Here is a 20616-nt window from a genome sequence, read left to right on the forward strand (position 1 = left end):
ATGCAGGCATTCAAGTACAAGGGCGTCGACGGCACCGGACAGAAGGTCGAGGGGGAAATCCAAGGCGCGACGATCGAGGACGCGGAGCGCCGGCTGTCGTCGCAGATGGTCACGATCATCGCCATCGTGCCCGCGGGGATGCGCCGCTCTCAAAAGGCCGAGGTCTCCGAGGGCGTCCAGAAGGTGCCGCGCGGGCGCCGAAAGATCTCCGATGCGGACCTCGCGATCCTCTTGCACGACCTTGCCGTGATGTCGGAGACGGGCGTGCCCTTTGTGGAGGCGCTGGACGCGGTGATCGAGGGTGCGAAAACCCCGGCGATCAAAGCGGGTCTCGAGCACCTGCGATCGGAAATCGTGGGCGGCCGGGGGCTCTCCCAGGGCATGAAGAGCGTGCCGTGGATGTTTCCCACGCTCGTGTCCGACATGGTGCGCGTCGCTGAAGAGGGCGGACGGCTGGACCAGGCGCTTGCCAGCGCATCGGCGTACGTCGAGCGCTCGGCGGACCTTCGCAAGAAGGTCGTCAACGCGATGCTCTATCCCATCGTGTTGTCGTCCGTGGCCTTCCTGACCCTTACGGTGCTCATCGTCTTCGTCATGCCGAAGTTCGCCACGATGTTCGAGAAGATGAAGGGCGGCCTGCCGCTCTCCACCAAAATCCTGCTCGGAACCGGTAACTTCGTGCGGGGCAATCCGCTGCTCACCGTGGGGTTGATCGTGGGGACGCTCGTTGGCATCAAGTTGCTGCTGGGCTTGCCCGGCGCGCGCGTGGTCGCGTCCCGCGTCGCGATTCGCGTGCCGATGTTGGGCGAGCTGTTGAAGCGGCTCGCCTACTCGAGGGCGTTCCAGTCGATCGCAACGCTGCTGACGGGGAACGTGAACCTCATGGCCGCCCTCGAGCACGGATCGAAGGTGGCGGGAAACCCGATTGTGGAGAGGGCCCTCATGGAAGCCCGCACGAGCGTGGAGCAGGGAAGCACGTTCTCCGAGGCGCTCGCGCAGACGAAGGTGTTCCCCAACATGCTGATCCAGATGGCCGCGGTGGGCGAACGGACGGGTCGCCTCGCGCCCCTGATGCTCAACACGACGAAGCACATGGAAGAGGATGTGGACGCTCGATTGAAAGCCCTGGTGGCCATCGTGGAGCCTCTGATGATCGTGGTGATGGGCGTGATGGTGGGTTTCATCACCCTCTCGATCATTACCCCTATTTATTCGGTGGTCGAGAATCTCAAGTAATGGAAGAAAGTTGCCGACAATCATTGTCGGAGCGTGTGTGTAATGGAAAAGCTCATGAAGATTCGTAATCGGAAGGGTTTCACCTTGGTGGAACTCTTGATCGTCATCATCATCATCGCCATCTTGGCGGCGGTGGTCGTGCCCAAGTTCTCGCAGTCCAGCAAGAGCAGCAAAGAAGCGGCGCTTCGGTCTGACCTCAAGCTGTATCGCAACGCGATCGAGCTGTTCCGCGCGGACACGGGGTACTACCCGCTCCAGTTGAGCGATCTGGAAGCGACGTCGGCGCCCGCCCAGGGCAAGGATTCCTCCGGCACGTCGCAGAACATCACGGCCGCCGACTGGAAGGGACCGTACATCGACGCCGTCGCCGCGAACGATCCGTTCGGCACGGCTTGGAAGTACAGTGTGACCGCAGGCTCGGTCGGAAAGGTCACATCCGCGACGGCCGGCTACACGACCTGGTAACCCGTCGGTACGCACACGCCCCGGTTGGGTCGCGTGGTGGTTCCGAAAACGAAATACCGGGTGACTCGACAACGGGGCGGGGATTGCGAAGCGATCCTCGCCCTTTCTCTTTCCAAAGCCTTCGAAACCGGCCCTTGGCGCGCAATGTACCCTTGGCCCGCGCGCAGGTCTGCCGATAATTCCCATAAGGCATGCGTGCACGCGAAGATCTGTCCGAACGCGATGTTTGGAGTCTGTTCGACGTTTCCTGGGCTTCCGAGTCCGGGGGGCTGGACGGCTACATGCGCACGTTGTTGGATCGCTGCGCCCACTGGTTCGAGGCCACCGGCGCGTCCATCTTCCTCCGGCAGGAGTCGGGGGTGTTCGTGTTGGCCGCCAGGCGGGGGCGCGGGGCCCGCTTTCCGGCCGATGCCAAAGTCGTTCCCGGATTGGGGATCGCCGGGGCGAGCATCGAATCGGGCGAACCGCTGCTCGTTTCGGACCCTCGGGAGAACGCGCGGCTGGAAGGGAAGGTCATGGCGCGAACGGACATCGGCAGCTCGATGGTCGTACCGTTGATGACCCCCGAAAGCGGGTGCATCGGCGTGGTGAACCTCTCGCGCAACAAGGGGATGCCCGATTTCGATCTGGACGACCTGCGGCAGGCCAAGAGCTTCGCACGCCACCTCGCGCTGGGAGTCAGCAACGCCCGCCTCTTCGCCCGCATGAACCAGGCGACGATGCAGGCGCGCGCGCTGCACGAAAGGCTGGGGGCGGTCATCGAGCGGCTGGTGGTCGGCGTCATCGTCCTCAACCGCTACGGCGAGGTGACCGAGTGCAATCCCGAGGCCGTTTCGTGGCTCGGTTCGAGCCCGAAGGACGGCAGCCAGTGGTTCGATTTGCTCGAGACGGTGCGACCCTCGCTGGCCGATCCGTTCGAGGAGGTCGTCACGGGCGCCTTGGAAGGCGTGGCGACGCGTCGCCGCGCGCACGATCCGGGTACGGACCGCGCGTGGTCCCTCACGGCCACGCCGATGCCGGACGGCGGGGCGACGCTGGCGATCCACGAGGTGACCGAGTTCGAGCGGACGCAACGCGAGTTGGAGCAGACCAAGCGCCTCGCGGAAATCGGTCAGATGACCGCGGCGATCGCGCACGAGATCCGCAATCCGCTGACCGGCATTCGCAGCGCCGCCCAGTTTTTGGGAAAGAACCCCGAGTCGGCCGAGGAGTTCGCTCAGATCATCGAAGAGGAGGCTGTGAAGCTCAACACGCTTTGCGACCAGTTCCTCGAGTTCGCCCGACCCCTGAGTTTGCGGGTCGAGCAGGTGACGCTCTCGGACATCGTGCGCAAGATCGCCTCGCTCCACGCGTCGGATTTCGAAGCAAGGCAGGTGCGCCTGGAGGTGCAGATCCCCGACCACGGACCGATGATAAAGGGAGACCCGGTTCGGCTGGAGCAGATTTGCAGGAACCTGGCGCTCAACGCCCTTCAAGCGTGCAAGCCAGGGTGCACGGTCGAGCTGGTGGTCAACGAGAACGGGTTCGAGGTTCGCGACGACGGTTGCGGCATGCCGGAGGAGGTTCGGGAGCGGGTGTTTGCGCCCTTCTTCACGACGAAGCCGGCGGGGATAGGATTGGGCTTGAGCAACGTGCGGAAGATCGTGGACGCGCACGGCGGGTCGATCGAGGTCGACTCGAGAATGGGTGTCGGCACGACGTTTCGCGTCAGCTTGGTCCCAAGGAAGATTGCATGAAGGAAAGGGTCAAGATTCTGATCGTAGACGATGAGCCGAACATTCGGCGCATCCTCGAGGTCTCGTTCGACAAGGCGGGATTCCAGCCGATCGTGGCGGAGGATGGCGCCCAGGCCCTCGAACTGCTCGGCGAACACGAGTTTGGGTGCGTGCTCACCGACGTGACGATGCCGGGCATGAACGGCTACGAGCTTCTGCGCGAAATCCGCGGACGAACCCCTGCGCTTCCAGTCGTGATCATGACCGCTTTCGGCACGATTCCCCAGGCCGTTCAGGCGATCCGGGACGGCGCGTTCGAGTACGTGACCAAGCCGTTCGACCTCGACGCGTTGAAGCGCGTCGTCCAGTCCGCGCTGGACTGGCAGCCCGAAGCAGGCGCGAAGTCTGCCGCGCGCCGGCCGAAGAAGCGCTCGTTCCAGTTGATCGCCGAGTCTTCCGCCATGCGCGACGTCGTTCAAACGGCCGAGCAGGTCGCCGACTCGCGAGCCACGGTGTTGATCACCGGCGAGAGCGGTGTCGGAAAGGAGGTCGTGGCGCGGCTGCTGCACGAGGCCTCCGGGCGTGCGCACCAGCCGTACGTTCCCGTTTCGTGCGCGGCTTTGCCCGAAACGTTGCTCGAGAGCGAGTTGTTCGGCTACGAGAAGGGCGCCTTTACGGGGGCCCAGGGTGCAAAGCCGGGCCGCTTCGAGATGGCGCACGAGGGCACGTTGTTCCTCGACGAGGTCGGCGAGATTCCCCCGTCGATTCAAGTGAAGCTGCTTCGCGTGCTGCAGGAGCGCGAGTTCGAGCGCCTGGGCGCGCGCAAGCCCACGAAGGTCGACGTACGCTTGATCACCGCGACCAACCGCGACCTTCGCGAGGCGGTCGAACAGGGAACGTTCCGGCTCGATCTGCTCTATCGGCTGCAGGTCGTCGAGGTCCACATCCCGCCGTTGCGGGAGCGCACCGACGACATCCGGCCCCTTGCCGAACACTTCTTGGCCAAATACGCGGCCGAGAACGGTCGGGCGACGCTGGCGATCGGCGATGCGGCCCTTGCGGCGCTGCGCCGGTACGCGTGGCCCGGCAATGTGAGGGAGTTGGAGAACACGATGGAGCGCGCCGTCGTGCTGTCCGCCAAAGGCGAGACCTCGCTCTCCCCAGCGCTCCTGCCGCCCACCATCCGCGAAGCGGCCTAGGCCCCGGCGAGGGTGCCACGCCCGCTCGACGGGCGTGCGACGGCCTGAATCCTTCGGCCCTTGCGTTGTCTCTCTAACCTGGCACTTCCCGAAAGGACCCGGGTCCCCGGGGAGCCGGTGGGATTCTCAGGAACTCCAACGGACCGAGAGGTGTCTTTACTATCGAGGCACGCAATCGTGCGACCTGGGAAAGGAAGGGCGCTAGGAAGGCGCAAAACGATGTCTAGCAACGCAGTCACACTCGATCCCCGCGAACAGATCCGGTTCAACCGGCTCATGGAGGGCACCTATCGGAAGGTGTTCAACATGGCGTACCGCCTGGCCGGCAACCGGTCGGATGCCGAAGATCTCACGCAGGAGGCGTACTACCGGGCCTATCGCAGTTTTGGAGACTACGAGGGCGACCGCCCGTTCGAGAACTGGATCTTCCGCATCGTCACACGCTTATTCTTGGACCTGCTCAGGAGCCGTCGCCGAAGGATTAAGGCCGTCTCGTACGATTCGCCGCTCCAGCGCGACGGGGTGGAGGACAACCTCTACTTCGAGATGCCGGACGACAAACCGAACCCCGAGGACCACCTTCTCAACAACTCTTTGGGTGAAAATCTCCAAAAAACGTTAAAATCGCTCACGCCGGAACAGCGCCTGCTCGTGATCCTTGCGGACGTGGAAGGTCTGCCCTACAAGGACATCGCCGAGATGATGGGCAAACCCGTGGGCACCATCCGCTCCCGTCTGCATCGAACGCACAAGCTGATGCGCCAACGGTTGGAGAAGCTGCAGCGGGATCGCTCGCCGAGCGTTTCCGGGTTCGCGGCCGTCCACATGGGTTAGGCGGTACCGCGTTGGGGGCCCCGGGGGCTCGCTGCGCTAGACCCCGGGCTACCTTCTGTGAACCCCTTTGGGGGGTCCTTGGCTGCGGCCCCATGGTAGCCTTGTCGAACCTCGACGCCGGGGGCTCGGGGGGGAGATACCATGGGGATTCGCTACCGCCGCCTGTCGCCGCTTCTCGCGGCGCTCCTTCTTGCCACGCTGGCCCTTGGGACGCAAGGGACCAAGAAGCCGATCGACCACGACGTCTACGACACGTGGCGTTCGATACGCGGCTCCGAGCTGAGCCGCGACGGCAAGTGGCTGGTGTACGCGGAGGCACCTCAGGAAGGCGACGGCGTGCTGCTGATCAAATCGGTCTCGGGCGACACCGTCCATAAGATCGATCGTGGGACCGCCCCGCGGTTTACCCACGATTCGCGGTTCGTGCTCACGACGATCGTGCCGCCAAAGGCCGAGGTCGACCAGGCCAAGAAGGAGAAGAAGAAGCCCGCGGAGATGCCGAAGAACGCGCTCGGCATCTTCAATCTGGCCACCGGGGAACTGACGCGGATCGAGCGGCTGAAGTCGTTGCGCGTCCCTTCGGAAGACTCCGGCTGGATCGCCTACCAGGTGGAGCCCGAGGCGGCCAAGCCCGAGCCCAAGGAACCGGAGAAGAGCGAGAAGCCGCAGAAGAAGAAGGACCACCCGGTCGGTTCCGAGCTGATTGTCCGCAACGTGGCCTCCGGGACCGAAACCAAATTCGCCGATGTCGGAGACTCGGTGTTCTCCAAGGACGGGAAGACCCTCCTCTACGCCGTCTCCACGAAGACGGGAGAAGGGGACGGGCTCTTCGCCATGAACCTCGAAGATGGCGCAAAGACCACGGTGGCCGACGGGATGGCGAACTACCGGCAACTCACGTGGCACGACGACTCCCAAACGCTGGCGTTTGTGACGGACCGTGACGATTACAAGGCGGACCCCGCACGGTACGCGCTCTACGTGTGGAAGCGGGGTTCGCAGCCGAAGCGGCTTGCGGCGGAAGGGTCCGCGGGTCTTCCGGAAGGGTGGATCCTCCAGACGCGAGGCAGTCTCAGCTTCTCAGACAGCGGGAAGAGGGTGTTCTTCCCCGTGGCTCCCAAGCCGGAGCCCGAGAAGAAGGAGGACGCGCCCGCGGCCGATGAGAAGGTGGTCGTGGACATCTGGAACTGGCGCGATCCGGAGCTGCAGCCCATGCAGCTTCTTCGGGCGGCGGCGGAGCGAAACCGGACGTACACCGCCATGGCGGACCTCGAGACGGGAAAGCTGGTCCAGTTGGAGACCGAGGACCTTCCCAACGTGACGGTCGGTGGGAAAGGGGATGGCGCTTGGGCGCTGGGAACCTCGAACCTCCCCTATCGCCAGTTGACCTCTTGGGACACCACCTATGTGGACGTGGTCCTGGTGAACGTGTCCGACGGTTCGCGCCGGCGAATCCTCGAGCAGCTCGACGGACAGGCCACGCTCTCCCCCGAGTGCCGCTTCGTCTCGTGGTTCGACCAGGCGACGTTGGCGTACTACGCGATGGACGTCGCCACCGGGAAGATCGTCGTGCTCAGCGCGGGGATCCCCTACGCCGTGCACGACGAGGAGCACGATACGCCCGATCGCCCGAACGCCTACGGCAACGCGGGATGGCTCAAGGGCGACCAGGGCACCCTCATCTACGACGCCTTCGACCTTTGGCTCTGCGACCCCACGGGCGTCGCGGCGCCGCGATGCGTCACCGAGGGCTTCGGCAGACGCTGGAACCTTCGGCTGCGGGTGGTTTCCCTCGATCGCGACCGCGGCCCGCTCGATCCGAAGGCGTCGCTTCTGCTGAACGCGTTCAACGCGGACACCAAGGCGGCGGGATTCTATCGCGATTCCCTTGCCGGAACGGACTCTCCGCAGAAGCTGGTGATGGAAGACCGCCGCTTCGGCAATCCGTCGAAGGCGGAGGATGCGGACGTGTTGCTCTTCACGCAGGAGACCTTCCGCGACTTTCCCGATCTCTGGGTCTCCAACGGGAACTTTGAGCACCGCAAACGGATGAGCGATGTGAATCCGCAGCAGGCGGAGTACGCGTGGGGCGACGCAGAGCTGGTGCAGTACACGTCGATCGACGGGGTTCCGCTGCAAGGAATCCTCGTGAAGCCCGCCGACTTCGACCCCGGGAAGAAGTATCCGATGCTGGTCTACTTCTACGAGCGGCTTTCCGACGGGCTCCATCGTTACTACGCGCCCAGCCCCAGTTCGGGGGCGAGCGTGAACCCCTCGTTCTATGCCAGCCGCGGCTACTTGGTGCTCATGCCCGACATTCCCTACAAGGTCGGCTATCCGGGCGAGAGCGCTCTGCACGCGATCCTTCCGGCCGTCCAGAGCGTGGCCTCGCGCGGCTACGTGGACACGGCGCACATGGCCCTCTGCGGACACAGTTGGGGTGGGTACCAGACGGCCTTCCTCATCACGCGCACGAACCTGTTTCGGTGTGCGATCGGTGGCGCGGTCGTGTCGAACATGACGAGTGCCTACGGTGGGATTCGGTGGGGAAGCGGCATGGTCCGCCAGTTCCAGTACGAGAAGACGCAGAGCCGCATCGGAGGTTCGCTCTGGGAGCGGCCGCTGCAGTACCTCGAGAACTCGCCGATCTTCTGGGCCGACAAAGTGGAGACGCCTTTGCTGCTCATCCACAACGATGCGGACGGAGCCGTTCCCTGGTATCAGGGCATCGAGTACTTCACCGCGCTGAGGAGGCTTGGAAAGCCCGTTTGGATGCTGAACTACAACGGGGAAGACCACGGGCTCGGCAAGCGCCAGAACCGGAAGGATTGGTCGATCCGGATGCAGCAGTTCTTCGACTTCTATCTCAAGGACGCGGCGCCCCCGGTTTGGCTGGTGGACGGGGTTCCAGCGGTCAACAAGGGCAAGGACCTCGGGCTTGGGTTGATCGAGAAGAAGGGGGGCGGATAGGGTCGGGCGACGCGCTGGGCGGCGCCGGGACGTCTGAACCCTTGTGATGCTTAGCGCTTGTCTGTTGGCCGTTTCCGCGTCGCCCCTTCTGGTCCGATTGCCCGTCGGCGGCATCGTTCCGGATGTGGCGGTTCAAGGTTCGCGCGCGTGGGTGGCCTACGGGGACCGTTCGGACGCCTACGTCGCCGAAATCAAGTTCGGCGACCAGACGCTGACGCCGCCCGTCCGCGTGAACTCCACCCGGGGGTCCGCGGTCGCGGGAGGGGAACGGGGACCCCAGATCGCCGCGGGCACCAACGCCCTGCACGTCGCGTGGCAGGGCCCCCAAGAGGGCGGAGCGCACGTGTGGTACGCGCGCAGCGCGAACGGCGGCAAGGGATTCGAATCTCAACGCGATCTCCTTCAGGGCAGCGTCGGTGTGGACATGGTCACCGTCGCGGCAATGGGGAAACGGGTCGTGGTGCTTTGGCTGGACGGTCGGGGCGGAGAGGACCCGCGCAGTCCCGCGACCAGCCTCATCTACTACGTCGAGAGCACGGACGGCGGCAACACGTTCGGCCCGAACACGAAGCTGGAGGCCTACTCGATCGTCGAACCAAGGTCTGCCGGCGGGCGCGTCTCCGCGGTGGCGGCGAGAGCGAGACGCGCGTGCGCCTGCTGCACGATGGACGCCCAGTTCACGGAGGACGGCACCCTCAAGGTGCTCTACCGATCGGGAGAAGGGAACATCCGAGACGTGTGGCTTCTGGAACGGCCAACGGATCGGCGCGAGTTTTCCGCGCTGCGCGTGTCCGAGGACAACTGGTCCCTCAAGACGTGTCCGATGGACGGGCCGCGCTACTTCGAGAGCGTCGGACGTCCGGTGGCCGCGTGGATGAGCGACGGGCGCACGTACTGGGCCGAACGTGCCGGGGAGACCTTCCTTCCCCGCAAGCAGCTTGCCGACGGGCCCTCGAAGTACCCCTCGGTCGCGCGTGGAGCGGACGGCTCCCTGCTGGGCATTTGGGAAGCGGACGGCCGCGTGCATTGGCGCGACCTTCCCGACGGCTCCTCGGGCGCCTTCGACTCGAGTGGGCACCGCAGCGCTCTGTTCGTGGCGCCGGACGGGCGGTTCACGATTGTGAATTAGGGCCCGGGGTCTGCTTTCGGCGAGACCCCGGGCTACCTTCTGGGACCCTTTCGGGGCCCTAGGGGTGGACGAACCAGCGCACCTGGTCCGTGGAGACGCGCCAGGCGACCTCGTTCGCGGCCACGCGGCGATACATGTCAAGCCGAGCAGCCATTTGAAGGGTCGCGGGGTTGACGTAGGCGCTCGGATTCGACGTCACCGTGACGGTCCGCACCTGGTCCGTGCCGCCGAGCGTCGCCGAATCGACCAGCTCGTAGCGGTTCGTCGTCCAGTTGTAGAGGTACGTGTCCATCGAGGTTCCGGTCGCGTTGGCCTTCGCTTCGACGCGGAAGGTCAACTGGGAGAGCGTCGACGTCGGGGCCGTTCCCCGGAACGTCACGCGCCCGTGGGGCACGATGGAGTCGTACTGGGCGGACTGGCCCCAGCCCATCGCGTGGTTGTTGCTCGTGTGCAGGTCGGCGAGGACGCCGCCTTGGGGCGTGCCGACGTCCGCCTGCAGCGAACTCACCAGGACGCTGTGCCGCACGCCGCTGACCGCCAGCGCGTAGTCGGCATCGACCACACCGGCCGTTTCCAGACGCGCATCCTGCACGATGGCGTCACCGCTCACCTCGATGGTCCAGACGCCCGCTTGGGGGCTCGCCACAAACACGTTCTCCACCGTATCGACGGTGTTCGCGACGCCGCCCGGGGTGGAGTAGTTGTTGGCCAGCAGCCCGTTGTTCCCCCAATAGACGGTGCCGTTGGGCGCGGTGACCTTGAGCGTCAGGTCGTTGATGCGGTGGAGCGTCGAGCTGGTCGTGCCGGGGGGATCCGAGTAGACCATGGTTGCCTTGAACTCCGGCGTTCCGGAGGCCACGTAGAGGCGATAGGTCTTGGACTGGAGGTTGGTCAGCACATCGGTCTCGTCCACGATGAACATGTCGTTGCGCTGATCGTACGCAGCCTTCAGGTCTGCGGCGCCCCAGCCCTGGTGCGTGCGAGTGAGGTCCGCGCTGGCTCCGCTGAACGTCCACTGCGTGGCGGTGTTGATCATGACCGCCTTGGCAGTCATGTTCATCGGGCGCGCGTCGAACACGGTCGTCCCGGTGACGGTCTGCCCGAACACCCCGTCGGCCCACATCTGATAGAAGAGTCCGAAGTGACCCGCCGTGATCGGCGTTGCGGCGCTCGTCCCGCCGAAGCTCGACGTGTAGGCCGTATCGTTCGTGTTGGTGGTGCACAGCACGGAGTCGTAGAAGTGCGCCAGGTCGGGCTTGATGCGGCCGTCGGCCGCGGGGCCGATGCTTCCGCCCGCCGTCCAACGGTCGTCGGCGCGGGTCAGCGTGTTGAGGTGCTTGATGCCGCCGATCGAGACGATGTTCTTCGCCCACGCCTGCGGCCGGGAGTCTTGGTTGCCCGCGTTGCTCTGGGACTGCAGGATCGTGATGTTCATGCGGAACAGGATGTCGTCCATCCCGAACGAGTCGGTCGTGTAGGCCCGCGTTCGCGTACCGCCGGTCGAGTTCGATTCGAACACGGCGAAATACGGCGCCTGGAGCAGGGCGGCGGTCTCGTTGTAACGTGTGGAGCCTGTCGTGAGGCCCGCCAGGAAGATCCCCTGGGCGTCCGGCATCATGCCGCGACCGAGCGGGTTCGCCGTGCCGTCTCCGAACACGATGCCGTAAGTGCTGGACCCGTGGCTGGTGTTGGTCGTGTTGGAACGAATGATCGTGGGGGGACTTTGGAATGCGACGTGCGTGGTCCGAAGCCCGCCGTCGCGCACCTGGGCGCGGACGCCTTGGCCCGTGTAGCCGGCCACGCCCTCGATGTAGTTCGCCCCGCCGAAGTCGCGGGCGATGTTCATGTCCATTTCCATCGGGACCCACTTGTCGATCCAAAACACCTCGTTCATGAGGAGCGCGGCGCGCAACTGGCCCGGTGTCAGCGTCGCCTGGAAGACGTATCCGGGCTCGCCCAACTCGTCGATCTTGCCGCCGATCGCTTCAATCCACTGGGCGGCGGTCTGCTTCTCCTCGAGGCCGTAGTGATAGACCTGGACGTTGTAGCGCTGGGTCGGGAGCTTGCCCTTCTCCATTTGCTTCCGAAGATCGGGGTCCAGCCGGTAGGCGGGCTGGTAGGGGCCCACCCACCGCACGTAGGGCAGTTGCGAGACCGCGCCTCGGGCGTGGGAGTCCATCCGCACGAGGTAGGCGTCGTACGGCAAGTAGTAGGTCACCACACCGCCCGCCCGGGCGATCGCGTCGCGGTATTCGGGTAGCGGCTGGGTCTGAAACTGCACGATGTACTGCTCGTTGTGCTCGGTGGCCGCGAGTTCGGGGGAGACCGTGGGGATCGTCTGGAGCGGGTCGAACTCCTCGTAGCGCAGCTTGAGCGTGTTCAGCGCCTCAGCAACGCGCCTGACGTCGCGGCCGTTCGGCGCGATGGCGTAGAAGGTCTTCGTGCCGGCGCGGGAGCGTTCTTGCCACGTGGCGAGGCGGAGCTGTGTGCCGGCCACGTCGATGGCCCGTCCATCGGCCACCTTCGCCCTCGTCTGGTGGAAGGATTCTCCCTTTTCAAAAGCGAGCGACGTCAGGTCGCCCGAGCGCTGGACGACGAGGCCGCCGCCAGCGGTGCCGCCGAGCCCGATGGCAGCGGCGAAGACAAGATTCAACATGAAACACCTCTCCAGATAGATGAACGCAAACGCGTGCTGCTACCGCAACACTCTCCCATTGTGCGTCAAAACGGACGGGGAGGCAAGTCGCCGACGGTTAGATCTGGACGGTGGTCCGTACGGTTCCGGCCCGTTCGTGCCGTGCGATCAGCTCGAAAGTCCCGGGGCCGCGCACGACCCATTCGAAGATGTGGACGTCGTCGGTTCCGCTCATCTGCCACCCGAAACCCCCTGCCGTCACGTGATTCCAACCCACGAGCTGGCCGCCCTCTTCACGGAGCTTTCCGGCGGCGAGCCACTCCGGAGCGTGGGCGCCCGCGCCCCCCTCCTCCTCGTTCGTGCGCCGAATCTCTCCCACCACGCCGCGGACCAGCTTCTTCTCGGCGGCCCACTTCGTGACGTTGGTCGGAAGCCAACCGGTGTTTTGGACCGCGAAGCGGATGCGGGTGACGCCCCCCTCGAGCGGGTCGAGGCGCAGCTCCCGCAACTCGAGCTTCGGAGAGGCGAGGGCTTGCCAAACCACCCATTTGGAGAATGGCGCCACTTCGGCCTCGAGGAACTCTGGCGGCGGGTTGCGGAACGCGTAGTGGCTGTCCCACCCGCCGATCTCGACCTCTCCGAGCTGCGGGTGGTGGAAGGGTTGCCAATCGACGTGGCCCCGGCCGCCCAATTTCTCGTCGGACCACTTCAGGAGCTTGAGGTCGTCTTCCACCGGATGCTCGCGGAACCAATCGATGTACTTGTAGTCCGTGATGCCGGCCTGGCGCTGGGGCGACCAGATCTCGGTGGTCCACGAGTACACGCCCCGATGTTCGTACATCCAGTCGTCGAATACGCCGGAGATCACCTCCTTCGGGTGGTACTTGAACTCGTGGAAGTTGCTGATCGCCGGGTACCCGGTCATCTCGGTGCCAACGGCGCCGATCTTGTCGAACGTCCAGATGTCCTCGGCGGGCAGCTCGTCGTCGGGCTTGCGGCTCGGGGGGCGAAGGTGGACTCCGCTGAACGTATGGAACGTGACGGCCCCACAGATGTTGGGTCGATCGCAGATGGCCGCGACCGCAGCCCGGATCTCGGGCTCGCTGGTGGGGAACGGCCCCGCGCCGTGCTGTTCGTGCTCGCCGCGCCAGGCGATGGGGAAGTTGCGGTTGAAGTCGAGCCCTTGGGGGATCCTCCGCGCCCGAAGGGTCATTTCGTCGTAGTTGTGCAGAAGGCCCTCGGGCATGACGCGGTAGTAGGTCCCGCCAACGTCGCCGGGTTGGCGGCGGACCAGCAGCCGGGGCTCCTGCTCGCACACCTTCCACGCGCCGTTCGTGTCTTTGACGCGAAGATTGAGGATGCGGCCGTCTCCGTCGAGGTCCTTGCGTTCGAGCCCGTAGAGGTCCTCCTCGTCGTACGGGTAGTGCCGGGTTCCGCTGCGCACGACCCTTGGCGGCGACTCCAAGCTCCAGTCCGCGCCGTCCGGGTTCAGTCTTGGCACGAGATAGAACGCCCGCGAGTCGAGGGCGCGCGTCACTTCGGGGTCGGACCCATAGCCCGTGCACAGGTGGTGGATCAGATAGAGCACAGCCGTGGAGGCGCTCACTTCGGAAGCGTGGATGTTGCCGTCGCACCAGAACGCGGGTTTGTCGGCGGCCGGTCCGGATTCGCGCTGGGTCAGCGTGACGAGCCAGATCTCCTTGCCCTCGTGCGAGCGTCCGATCGACTCCAGCTCCACGAGCTCGGGATACTCCTCCGCGTAGCCTCTCAGGAGTGCGGTGAGTTCGTCGTAACGGTAGTAGCGGTTGAAGGCGATCCCGGGCATGGCGGCAGATTACCTAGCGGCCGATCGGCTCGAGTGCAACGCGGCCTCACCGCCCACGTAGGTTCCTGAGTGGATGACGGGGGACTCCTGGAGAGCTTGGGACCTGCGGCGGTCGTCGGGGCCGGTGTCCTTGTCGTCGTGGCGATCCTGCTGTTCGCCAACCATTTGCAGAGGCTTCGCCAGGAGCGTCTCGCCGAAGTCGCGCGGCTGCTCGGACTCGATTTCATTCCCGGCGTGGTCGACGGCGGGGATCCGTTCGGGTGTCTGATGGGGCTCTTTGGCGGAGGCGGGACCGCTCGCGCCTCGATCATTGCCCGGTTGGACGGATTCGACCCGTTCGGCCGCGGCGACTCCCGGCGCGCTTCGAATCTGCTGTCTGGCCGGCGGGCGGAGTTGGATTGGCAGTGCTTCGACTACCAGTACTCGACCGGATCGGGCAAGAGCCGGAGCACGCACCATTTCGGAATCGCGGCCGCCACGGTGCCGATGGTGTTCGCCGGACTGCAGATCCGGCCGGAGAGCGTGCTCGACCGGGTGGCTTCGATCGTGGGATGGAAGGACATCCAATTCGAAATGGAGGCGTTCAACCGCCGCTACTTCGTGACGTCTCCCGACGCCCAGGAGGCGTACGGGATCCTGCACCCCCAGGCCATGGAGTTCCTGATGGGCCTGCCACCCCGCCATTGGCAAATCAAGGGTTCCCGCGTCGTGCTGATGCAGAGCGGCAGCTACTCGGCGGAGGAGTTGTTCCGGGTGATCTCGGACGTCGAGGACTTCCTCAAGCTGCTTCCTCCGTACCTGGACCAGGACCTGCGTGCCCGTTCCGCGTATTCTGGATAGCGCACGATGAATGCCCCCACTTCTCTGAGCCCATTGCTTGCCGTCGGGTTCTTCGCCCTCGTCACACCGCTGCTCTGGTACATCGTGACCCGCAACCGGTTCGTCCGCCTTCAAAACATGATGCGCGAGAGCTGGTCCAACATCGACGTGCTCCTTAAGCGGCGCTACGATCTGATCCCGAACCTGGTGGAGACGGTCAAGGGTTACGCGGCCCACGAGCAGCAGGTGTTCGAGGCCGTCGCCAAGGCCCGAGAGCAGGCCGTCGCCGATGTGGGAAGCGTCGGGCACCAGGCGCAAACCGAATCCGAGTTGGTTCGGGCGCTCAACCAACTCCTCGTGCGCGTCGAGGCGTACCCGGAGCTGAAGGCAAGCGTCCACTACCTGGCGCTGCAGAACGAATTGACGAACACCGAGGACCGGATCGCGGCGGCGCGTCGGTTCTTCAACGCGAACGTGCGCGACTTCAACCTCCTGCTCGAGTCGTTCCCGTCGGCGATGGTCGGCTCGTCGATGGGCCTGCGGCCTGCCGAGTTCTTCGAAATCGAAGAGCTTCACGTGCGACTTGCGCCGACCGTGGCGCCCGGCCCCCGTTGAGGTTCGTCCCATCGCGAAGCGGTCATAATCACCAACCATGGAGCGCCCGAGTTGGGATACCTACTTCATGCGGTTTGCCCACCTCGCGTCGGAACGCGCGACCTGCCCGAGACGCCAGGTGGGAGCCCTGATCGTCAGGGACCGCCGCATCCTTGCCACGGGCTACAACGGGGCCCCGCGCGGCTTGCCGCACTGCCCCCCGGAGGGACCCGAGCACGACTGGCCGGTCGGGTGCATGCGCGCGGGCCACTGCATTCGTTCCCTGCACGCGGAGCAGAACGCCCTCCTGCAGGCCGCGATGATCGGCGTCGCGTGCGAAGGGGCGACGATGTACGTGACGTGCCAGCCCTGCAACGCGTGCGCGAAGATGATCATCAACGCGGGCATCCAAACCGTCATTTACGAGGGGGAGTACCCGGACGAGTTTTCCAAGGAGCTGTTCCGGGACGCGGGGCTCGACGTTTTCCTCTATCGCGGCGACCGTTTGGAACGTCTTGACCTCGGAGAATGATGGATCTTCTCGATTGGGTCGCGCAGGAGCACGCCAAGCCGCTCGCCGGCTTTCGCGCGCCCCTCATGACCGGTGCCATCGCCCTCACGGTCACCTACTTCCTGACCCCGTTTGTTCGGTCGTTGGCGATTCGAAAGGGCGTGATCGACGACCCCAAGTCCGACGACCGACGGGTGCACACCGAACCCACGCCACGGTGGGGAGGTCTGGCGATCTTCGTGGGAATCGCCGCCGCGTTGGCGGTGGTTTTGCCGTTCGCGTTCCCTCTCAATCCGTTTCCACGGTATCTGCAGGCGATGCTCGTGGCCAGCCTCCTGATCGTGGTGATGGGAGCGCTCGACGACCTCTACCAGTTTCGGGCCTCGGTGCAGGCCTTGTTCCTTCTCACCATCGGAGTGTGTGTCCAGTACTGGTTTGGCGATGCGGGGCGCGTTCAGATCCCCGGCATGGGCAATCCGCTCGCCGCGGAAGGCGGTTGGATCGATTTCGGGTGGGCGGCCGTGCCGATCACGGCGATCTACCTGTTCGTGGTGACCAAGACGATGGACACGATCGACGGCATCGACGGCCTCGCCGCGGGGATCGCCGCGATTGCGGGCGGCACGTTGTCCGTCATCGCCACCTACTTCGTGCTGGACTCGAATCCGCAGCGGGCCGCGGAACTCGGGCGAGCGCTTTGGCAGGATTTGCCGCGGATCGCGATTATCGCCGCCGCGCTCGCGGGGGCCGCGATCGGCTTTCTCAAGCACAACTACAATCCCGCGAAGATCTTCATGGGCACCGGCGGGGCCCAACTGCTTGGATTCCTGCTCGCATGCCTGAGCATCGTCGGTGTGATGAAGACGGCCGCCGCCCTGGCGCTGCTCGTTCCCGTCCTGGTGTTCGGAGTGCCGATCGTGGACGCTGTAAACGTCGTGATTCGACGCCTGGCGAGCCGACAGCCGATCACTCAGGCGGACAAGCGCCACTTGCACCACCAACTGCTGGAGCGGGGGTTGACCCAGCGCCAAGCCGTGTGGGTGCTCTATCTCGTGGCGCTGACCCTGTGCGGCGTGCTGCTCGTGGTGGTGCGACTGTATGGCTAAGCCGGTCGTGGCGTGCGTCGTCGGAACCCGTCCCGAGGCGATCAAGATGGCGCCGGTGGTCCTGGCGCTGAGGGAGCATCGGGACGAGGTGGAGACGCTTCTCGTGTCCACGGGCCAGCACCGGGAGATGTTGGAGCAGGCGTTGGGTGCCTTCGACCTTGCGCCCGATCACGATCTCGCGATCATGCAGCATGGACAGACGTTGGCGGAGGTGACGGCACGGGCGTTGGCCGGGCTGGATGGGCTTTTGGAACGCCTGGAACCCCAGATGGTCGTGGGGCAGGGGGATACGACGACCACGTTCTGCGCGTTCCTCGCCGCGTTCTACCGAGGCATCCCCTCCGCGCACGTCGAGGCGGGGCTGCGCACGGACCGCATCGACAACCCCTTCCCGGAGGAGTTCAACCGTCGCGCCGCCGGTCTGGTGGCCTCGCTCCACTTCCCACCCACGCACTGGGCCGCCGACAATCTGCGCCGCGAGGGCAAGGCCGAATGCGACCTTTTCGTGACCGGCAACACGGGCATCGACGCGGTGCAGGCCATCGCGCCGCGGCTTCCCCAGGAGTGGGCGCCCGATCACGCCGGCCGCGTGCTCGTTCTAACGACGCATCGCCGGGAGAACTGGGGCGAACCTCAGCGCGAGATCGCCCGCGCCGTCCGCACCGTGGTGGACCAAACGCCCGACACGCTCCTGATCGTCCCCATGCACCGGAACCCGCGCGTGCGCGAGGTGCTGGAGGCCGAGTTGGGCGGCCACGCGCGGATCCAGCTGATCGACCCGCCGGAGTATCCGAGGTTCGTGAAACTCATGCAGCGCGCGACCCTGATCCTCACCGATTCGGGAGGGGTTCAAGAGGAGGCGCCGGCGTTCGGGGTCCCGGTGCTGGTGCTTCGGGAGACCACCGAGCGTCCCGAGGGGGTCGATGCCGGCACGGCCAAGCTCGTCGGGACCGATCGGGCGACGATCGAGCGCGAAGCCTTGGCCCTTCTGGGCGATGAGACGGCGTACCGGCGGATGGCGCATGCCGTCAGCCCCTACGGGGATGGCATGGCGGCGCGGAGAATCGCGTCGGTGATCCTTCGGCGCCTGGGCCTGGGGGCCAACGAGGTGCCGATGTGGGGTTGATCGAAGCGATCGTGCTCGGAATTGTCCAGGGGCTGACGGAATTCCTGCCTATATCCAGTACGGCGCATTTACGGATTCTGCCCGCTCTGTTGGGTTGGTCCGATCCGGGGGCGTCCTTCACGGCGGTGATCCAGCTCGGCACGTTGGGTGCGGTGCTTGTGTACTTCCGAAGCGAGTTGGCCTCCGCGCTCGGGGCCTGGGGCCGCAGTCTGGGGGACGCTTCGCTGCGCAAGACGCCCGAGGGCCGGCTCGGTTGGGCGATCTTCTGGGGCACGATTCCGATCGTGATCCTCGGCGTGTTGTTCAAGTCCTCGATCGAGAACGAGTTGCGGTCGCTTGAGATCATCGCCTGGTCCTTGATCGGGATGGGGCTTCTGTTGGGCGTTGCCGATCGGGTGGCGGCAGGCACGAGGGGCGAGCACGAGGCCACGGTGCGCGACGGCGTGTGGGTGGGCCTTTGGCAGTGCATCGCGTTGATCCCGGGTGCAAGCCGCAGCGGGAGCACGATCACGGGCGCCCTGCTGGGCGGTTTCGACCGCGCCGCGGCGGCCCGATTCTCGTTTTTGCTGAGCGTTCCCAGCGTCTTCGCCGCGGGTGTGTTCAGCTTGAAAGAGCACGCGGGAGCGCTTGGGGGCCAGTGGATGGCCGTGGCCGTGGCCACGGCGGTGTCGTTCGTGGTGGGGTACGCGTCCATCGCGTTCCTCTTGCGATACCTGCAGACGCGCGGGTTGTGGCCGTTCGTCCTGTACCGGGTGGCTCTCGGAGTCGCGATCCTGGCACTGCTTTCCTCGGGGACGCTTCGTCCCGATACCGGGTTGCCGCCGGCGGAGGGGGCGGTCGTCGCCACCGGGCACCAACCGTGATGTTCCGCCGCAAGCCCAAGGAGGCGATCCAGCCCGAATGGCTGATCGTTGGGTTGGGGAATCCGGGGGCGGAGTACGCGCGCACGCGTCACAACGTGGGCTTCGAGGTGGTCGAGGAGCTGGGCCGGCGGCACCGGATCAAGTTGGACAGGGGTCGGAATCGGGCGCTGGTCGGGATCGGGCGCATTCGGGGAGTGGCCGTGGGGTTGGTGAAACCCCTGACGTTCATGAATCTGAGCGGTCAGTCGGTCGCGCCGCTGGCGCGACAACTGGGGGTCCCGGTCGATCGGATCGCGGTGGTCGCCGACGATCTTGATTTGCCCGTGGGTCAGGTGCGGTACCGGCCCCGGGGCGGTTCGGGGGGGCACAACGGCCACAAGTCGCTGATCCAGATGCTCGGGACCCAGGAGTACCCTCGGCTCCGAATCGGGATCGGTCGCCCGGGAGACGCGACGATCGAGCACGTGTTGAGCCGGTTCGAGCCGGAAGAGCGCGCCGAGATCGACAAGGCGATCGCGGCTTGCGCGGACGCGGTCGAGGAGTTGCTGGCGGACGGACTCGAGGGGCGCCGCGACCTGACGTAGACCGTCCTGTGGCACCCGGTTGCACCCGATCGGGCTCTTAGCGCATCAAAAGGCCTTCGGTGCGCTCGCTGTACGAGTGTTGGGTGTGCAGCAGGTGCAGGGGCAGGTCGCACCGGCTCCACAGGGGCCGGGTCTGGTTCATGTAGACGTGGTAGACGTGGGCGCCGTCCCGCGTCTTTCCCCAGCGCGGCGTACCCGCTCCCGAAATCAGGATCACGTACATGCCCGCGGGCACGAGGACGTCGTCGGTGAACAGATGCGAGCCGCGCAGGACGTCTCCGGTCCGCAAGGCCTCGTCCGCGACCAGCATGTGGCCCCTGAGGGCGGCACGGAGCGAACCCTGGTTTTGGAGCAGAACGAATTCCCGTTCCGCAGATTCGCTTCGCTGGACGCCGACGATTCTAATCACAGAGGTGGACCACCTTGCCTAAAGGGACGGATCGCAAGCCCGATTCGGAGCCGGTTTTCCACACCTTGGGGAGGCCCTCGCAATCCTTAGCCGAGGATAGTCCAACTCCCTCCGAAGCCCCAACTCCGGTTTTTCCCCAATTCCCCATGCTAATCGTTGGCGAGGTTGTGCGCCGCATCGCCCAGCACCCGCACCGCGATGTCGAGCTGCTCGGTCGAGATCCCTCGGGTCATCCGCTCTTCGGTCGCGCTGAGCGCCGACAGGACCTTGCGGAGGGCCGCGCCGCCCTTTCGCGTCAGTTGGATCCGGTTCTCCCGGCGATCGCGCTTGTTCGCGCGCTGCTCGACGAGACCTTTGGCCATCGCGCCCTTCACCGCCTCGCACAAGGAGGGTGGGGTGATTCCCAGCCGCCTAGCCAGCTCCGCCTGGCTCGCCTTCCCGTCGGCCGCGTGCGCCGCGCTGAGAAGCTCGAACGTGCCGTAGTTCAGGCCGTTGGCCTCGAGCACCGGATCGAGCTGCGCGGAGACGAGCTCGGAGAGCACGGAGGCCCGGGCCGAGAGCGACCCCTGCAAAGACCGTTCGCCTTCCATATGGTT

Annotated in this window: 18 protein-coding genes; 14 read left to right on the forward strand and 4 right to left on the reverse strand. The window is 65.5% G+C overall.

Translation table 11 applies throughout. The features are described from left to right. The 7 genes from M9921_06775 to M9921_06805 all read left to right on the forward strand — a co-directional run bounded on the left by M9921_06775 (position 1) and on the right by M9921_06805 (position 9548). Positions 1-1236: a type II secretion system F family protein gene (locus tag M9921_06775; GenBank protein ID MCO5296541.1), complete on the forward strand. Its 1236-nt coding sequence runs from the start codon at positions 1-3 to the stop codon at positions 1234-1236. Positions 1237-1290: 54 nt separating this feature from the next. Then, entirely contained in the window at positions 1291-1701 is a 411-nt protein-coding gene (locus M9921_06780) for a type II secretion system protein GspG (GenBank protein ID MCO5296542.1), read from the forward strand. 191 nt (positions 1702-1892) lie between these two features. Beyond that, positions 1893-3437: an ATP-binding protein gene (locus tag M9921_06785; protein MCO5296543.1), complete on the forward strand. Its 1545-nt coding sequence runs from the start codon at positions 1893-1895 to the stop codon at positions 3435-3437. Then, on the forward strand, positions 3434-4615 hold the full coding sequence (locus M9921_06790; GenBank protein MCO5296544.1) for a sigma-54 dependent transcriptional regulator: 1182 nt from the start codon (positions 3434-3436) through the stop codon (positions 4613-4615). Before M9921_06785 ends, M9921_06790 begins: the two co-directional genes overlap by 4 nt. Before the next feature lie 219 nt (positions 4616-4834). Further along, on the forward strand, positions 4835-5449 hold the full coding sequence (locus M9921_06795; GenBank protein ID MCO5296545.1) for a sigma-70 family RNA polymerase sigma factor: 615 nt from the start codon (positions 4835-4837) through the stop codon (positions 5447-5449). A 141-nt stretch (positions 5450-5590) separates the two neighbouring features. Then, the gene (locus tag M9921_06800; GenBank protein ID MCO5296546.1) at positions 5591-8419 is read left to right on the forward strand and encodes a prolyl oligopeptidase family serine peptidase; all 2829 of its coding nucleotides are present in this window, start codon (positions 5591-5593) and stop codon (positions 8417-8419) included. 46 nt (positions 8420-8465) lie between these two features. After that, positions 8466-9548: a hypothetical protein gene (locus tag M9921_06805; protein MCO5296547.1), complete on the forward strand. Its 1083-nt coding sequence runs from the start codon at positions 8466-8468 to the stop codon at positions 9546-9548. A 58-nt stretch (positions 9549-9606) separates the two neighbouring features. On the opposite strand, the gene M9921_06810 is transcribed toward M9921_06805, so the two are convergent. Together M9921_06810 and M9921_06815 are read right to left on the reverse strand one after the other, a co-directional pair. Beyond that, a complete protein-coding gene (locus M9921_06810; GenBank protein ID MCO5296548.1) occupies positions 9607-12204 on the reverse strand; it encodes a S8 family serine peptidase in 2598 nt (865 codons plus the stop codon). 97 nt (positions 12205-12301) lie between these two features. Further along, positions 12302-14008 (reverse strand): M14 family metallopeptidase, encoded by a 1707-nt coding sequence (locus M9921_06815; GenBank protein MCO5296549.1) that lies wholly within the window; start codon positions 14006-14008, stop codon positions 12302-12304. A gap of 69 nt (positions 14009-14077) precedes the next feature. Here M9921_06815 and M9921_06820 point away from each other — a divergent pair, with 69 nt between their 5' ends. Genes M9921_06820 through pth form a run of 7 tightly spaced genes read left to right on the forward strand, consistent with a single transcriptional unit; the run spans position 14078 to position 19611 of the window. Next, positions 14078-14848, forward strand: a complete 771-nt coding sequence (locus tag M9921_06820; GenBank protein MCO5296550.1) for a DUF3137 domain-containing protein — start codon at positions 14078-14080, stop codon at positions 14846-14848. Positions 14849-14854: 6 nt separating this feature from the next. Then, a complete protein-coding gene (locus M9921_06825; protein MCO5296551.1) occupies positions 14855-15442 on the forward strand; it encodes a LemA family protein in 588 nt (195 codons plus the stop codon). 37 nt (positions 15443-15479) lie between these two features. Further along, a complete protein-coding gene (locus tag M9921_06830) occupies positions 15480-15953 on the forward strand; it encodes a dCMP deaminase family protein (GenBank protein MCO5296552.1) in 474 nt (157 codons plus the stop codon). Further along, the gene (locus M9921_06835) at positions 15950-17038 is read left to right on the forward strand and encodes an undecaprenyl/decaprenyl-phosphate alpha-N-acetylglucosaminyl 1-phosphate transferase (GenBank protein MCO5296553.1); all 1089 of its coding nucleotides are present in this window, start codon (positions 15950-15952) and stop codon (positions 17036-17038) included. The genes M9921_06830 and M9921_06835 overlap by 4 nt, the downstream gene beginning before the upstream one ends. Beyond that, on the forward strand, positions 17031-18164 hold the full coding sequence (wecB, locus tag M9921_06840) for a UDP-N-acetylglucosamine 2-epimerase (non-hydrolyzing) (GenBank protein MCO5296554.1): 1134 nt from the start codon (positions 17031-17033) through the stop codon (positions 18162-18164). Before M9921_06835 ends, wecB begins: the two co-directional genes overlap by 8 nt. After that, positions 18155-19027, forward strand: coding sequence for an undecaprenyl-diphosphatase UppP (uppP, locus tag M9921_06845; GenBank protein ID MCO5296555.1), 873 nt, complete (start codon positions 18155-18157; stop codon positions 19025-19027). Before wecB ends, uppP begins: the two co-directional genes overlap by 10 nt. Further along, positions 19027-19611, forward strand: coding sequence for an aminoacyl-tRNA hydrolase (gene pth, locus M9921_06850; protein ID MCO5296556.1), 585 nt, complete (start codon positions 19027-19029; stop codon positions 19609-19611). Before uppP ends, pth begins: the two co-directional genes overlap by 1 nt. A 37-nt stretch (positions 19612-19648) precedes the next feature. Here the strand turns inward: pth and M9921_06855 are convergent, their stop codons facing one another. Both M9921_06855 and M9921_06860 read right to left on the reverse strand, forming a co-directional pair. Continuing rightward, positions 19649-20020 (reverse strand): hypothetical protein, encoded by a 372-nt coding sequence (locus tag M9921_06855; protein ID MCO5296557.1) that lies wholly within the window; start codon positions 20018-20020, stop codon positions 19649-19651. A gap of 149 nt (positions 20021-20169) precedes the next feature. Continuing rightward, positions 20170-20610, reverse strand: coding sequence for a MarR family transcriptional regulator (locus M9921_06860; protein ID MCO5296558.1), 441 nt, complete (start codon positions 20608-20610; stop codon positions 20170-20172). Between the last annotated feature and the right edge of the window lie 6 nt (positions 20611-20616).

Source organism: Fimbriimonadaceae bacterium, from assembly GCA_023957775.1.
Taxonomy (GTDB): Bacteria; Armatimonadota; Fimbriimonadia; order Fimbriimonadales; family Fimbriimonadaceae; genus JAMLGR01.

What these genes read in the sequence shown, in the direction of transcription:
- M9921_06775 (MCO5296541.1), top strand. Translation starts at nt 1, where the DNA reads ATGCAGGCATTCAAGTACAAGGGCGTCGACGGCACCGGACAGAAGGTC.
- M9921_06780 (MCO5296542.1), top strand. Translation starts at nt 1,291, where the DNA reads ATGAAGATTCGTAATCGGAAGGGTTTCACCTTGGTGGAACTCTTGATC.
- M9921_06785 (MCO5296543.1), top strand. Translation starts at nt 1,893, where the DNA reads ATGCGTGCACGCGAAGATCTGTCCGAACGCGATGTTTGGAGTCTGTTC.
- M9921_06790 (MCO5296544.1), top strand. Translation starts at nt 3,434, where the DNA reads ATGAAGGAAAGGGTCAAGATTCTGATCGTAGACGATGAGCCGAACATT.
- M9921_06795 (MCO5296545.1), top strand. Translation starts at nt 4,835, where the DNA reads ATGTCTAGCAACGCAGTCACACTCGATCCCCGCGAACAGATCCGGTTC.
- M9921_06800 (MCO5296546.1), top strand. Translation starts at nt 5,591, where the DNA reads ATGGGGATTCGCTACCGCCGCCTGTCGCCGCTTCTCGCGGCGCTCCTT.
- M9921_06805 (MCO5296547.1), top strand. Translation starts at nt 8,466, where the DNA reads ATGCTTAGCGCTTGTCTGTTGGCCGTTTCCGCGTCGCCCCTTCTGGTC.
- M9921_06810 (MCO5296548.1), bottom strand. Translation starts at nt 12,204, where the DNA reads ATGTTGAATCTTGTCTTCGCCGCTGCCATCGGGCTCGGCGGCACCGCT.
- M9921_06815 (MCO5296549.1), bottom strand. Translation starts at nt 14,008, where the DNA reads ATGCCCGGGATCGCCTTCAACCGCTACTACCGTTACGACGAACTCACC.
- M9921_06825 (MCO5296551.1), top strand. Translation starts at nt 14,855, where the DNA reads ATGAATGCCCCCACTTCTCTGAGCCCATTGCTTGCCGTCGGGTTCTTC.
- M9921_06830 (MCO5296552.1), top strand. Translation starts at nt 15,480, where the DNA reads ATGGAGCGCCCGAGTTGGGATACCTACTTCATGCGGTTTGCCCACCTC.
- M9921_06835 (MCO5296553.1), top strand. Translation starts at nt 15,950, where the DNA reads ATGATGGATCTTCTCGATTGGGTCGCGCAGGAGCACGCCAAGCCGCTC.
- wecB (MCO5296554.1), top strand. Translation starts at nt 17,031, where the DNA reads ATGGCTAAGCCGGTCGTGGCGTGCGTCGTCGGAACCCGTCCCGAGGCG.
- pth (MCO5296556.1), top strand. Translation starts at nt 19,027, where the DNA reads ATGTTCCGCCGCAAGCCCAAGGAGGCGATCCAGCCCGAATGGCTGATC.
- M9921_06860 (MCO5296558.1), bottom strand. Translation starts at nt 20,610, where the DNA reads ATGGAAGGCGAACGGTCTTTGCAGGGGTCGCTCTCGGCCCGGGCCTCC.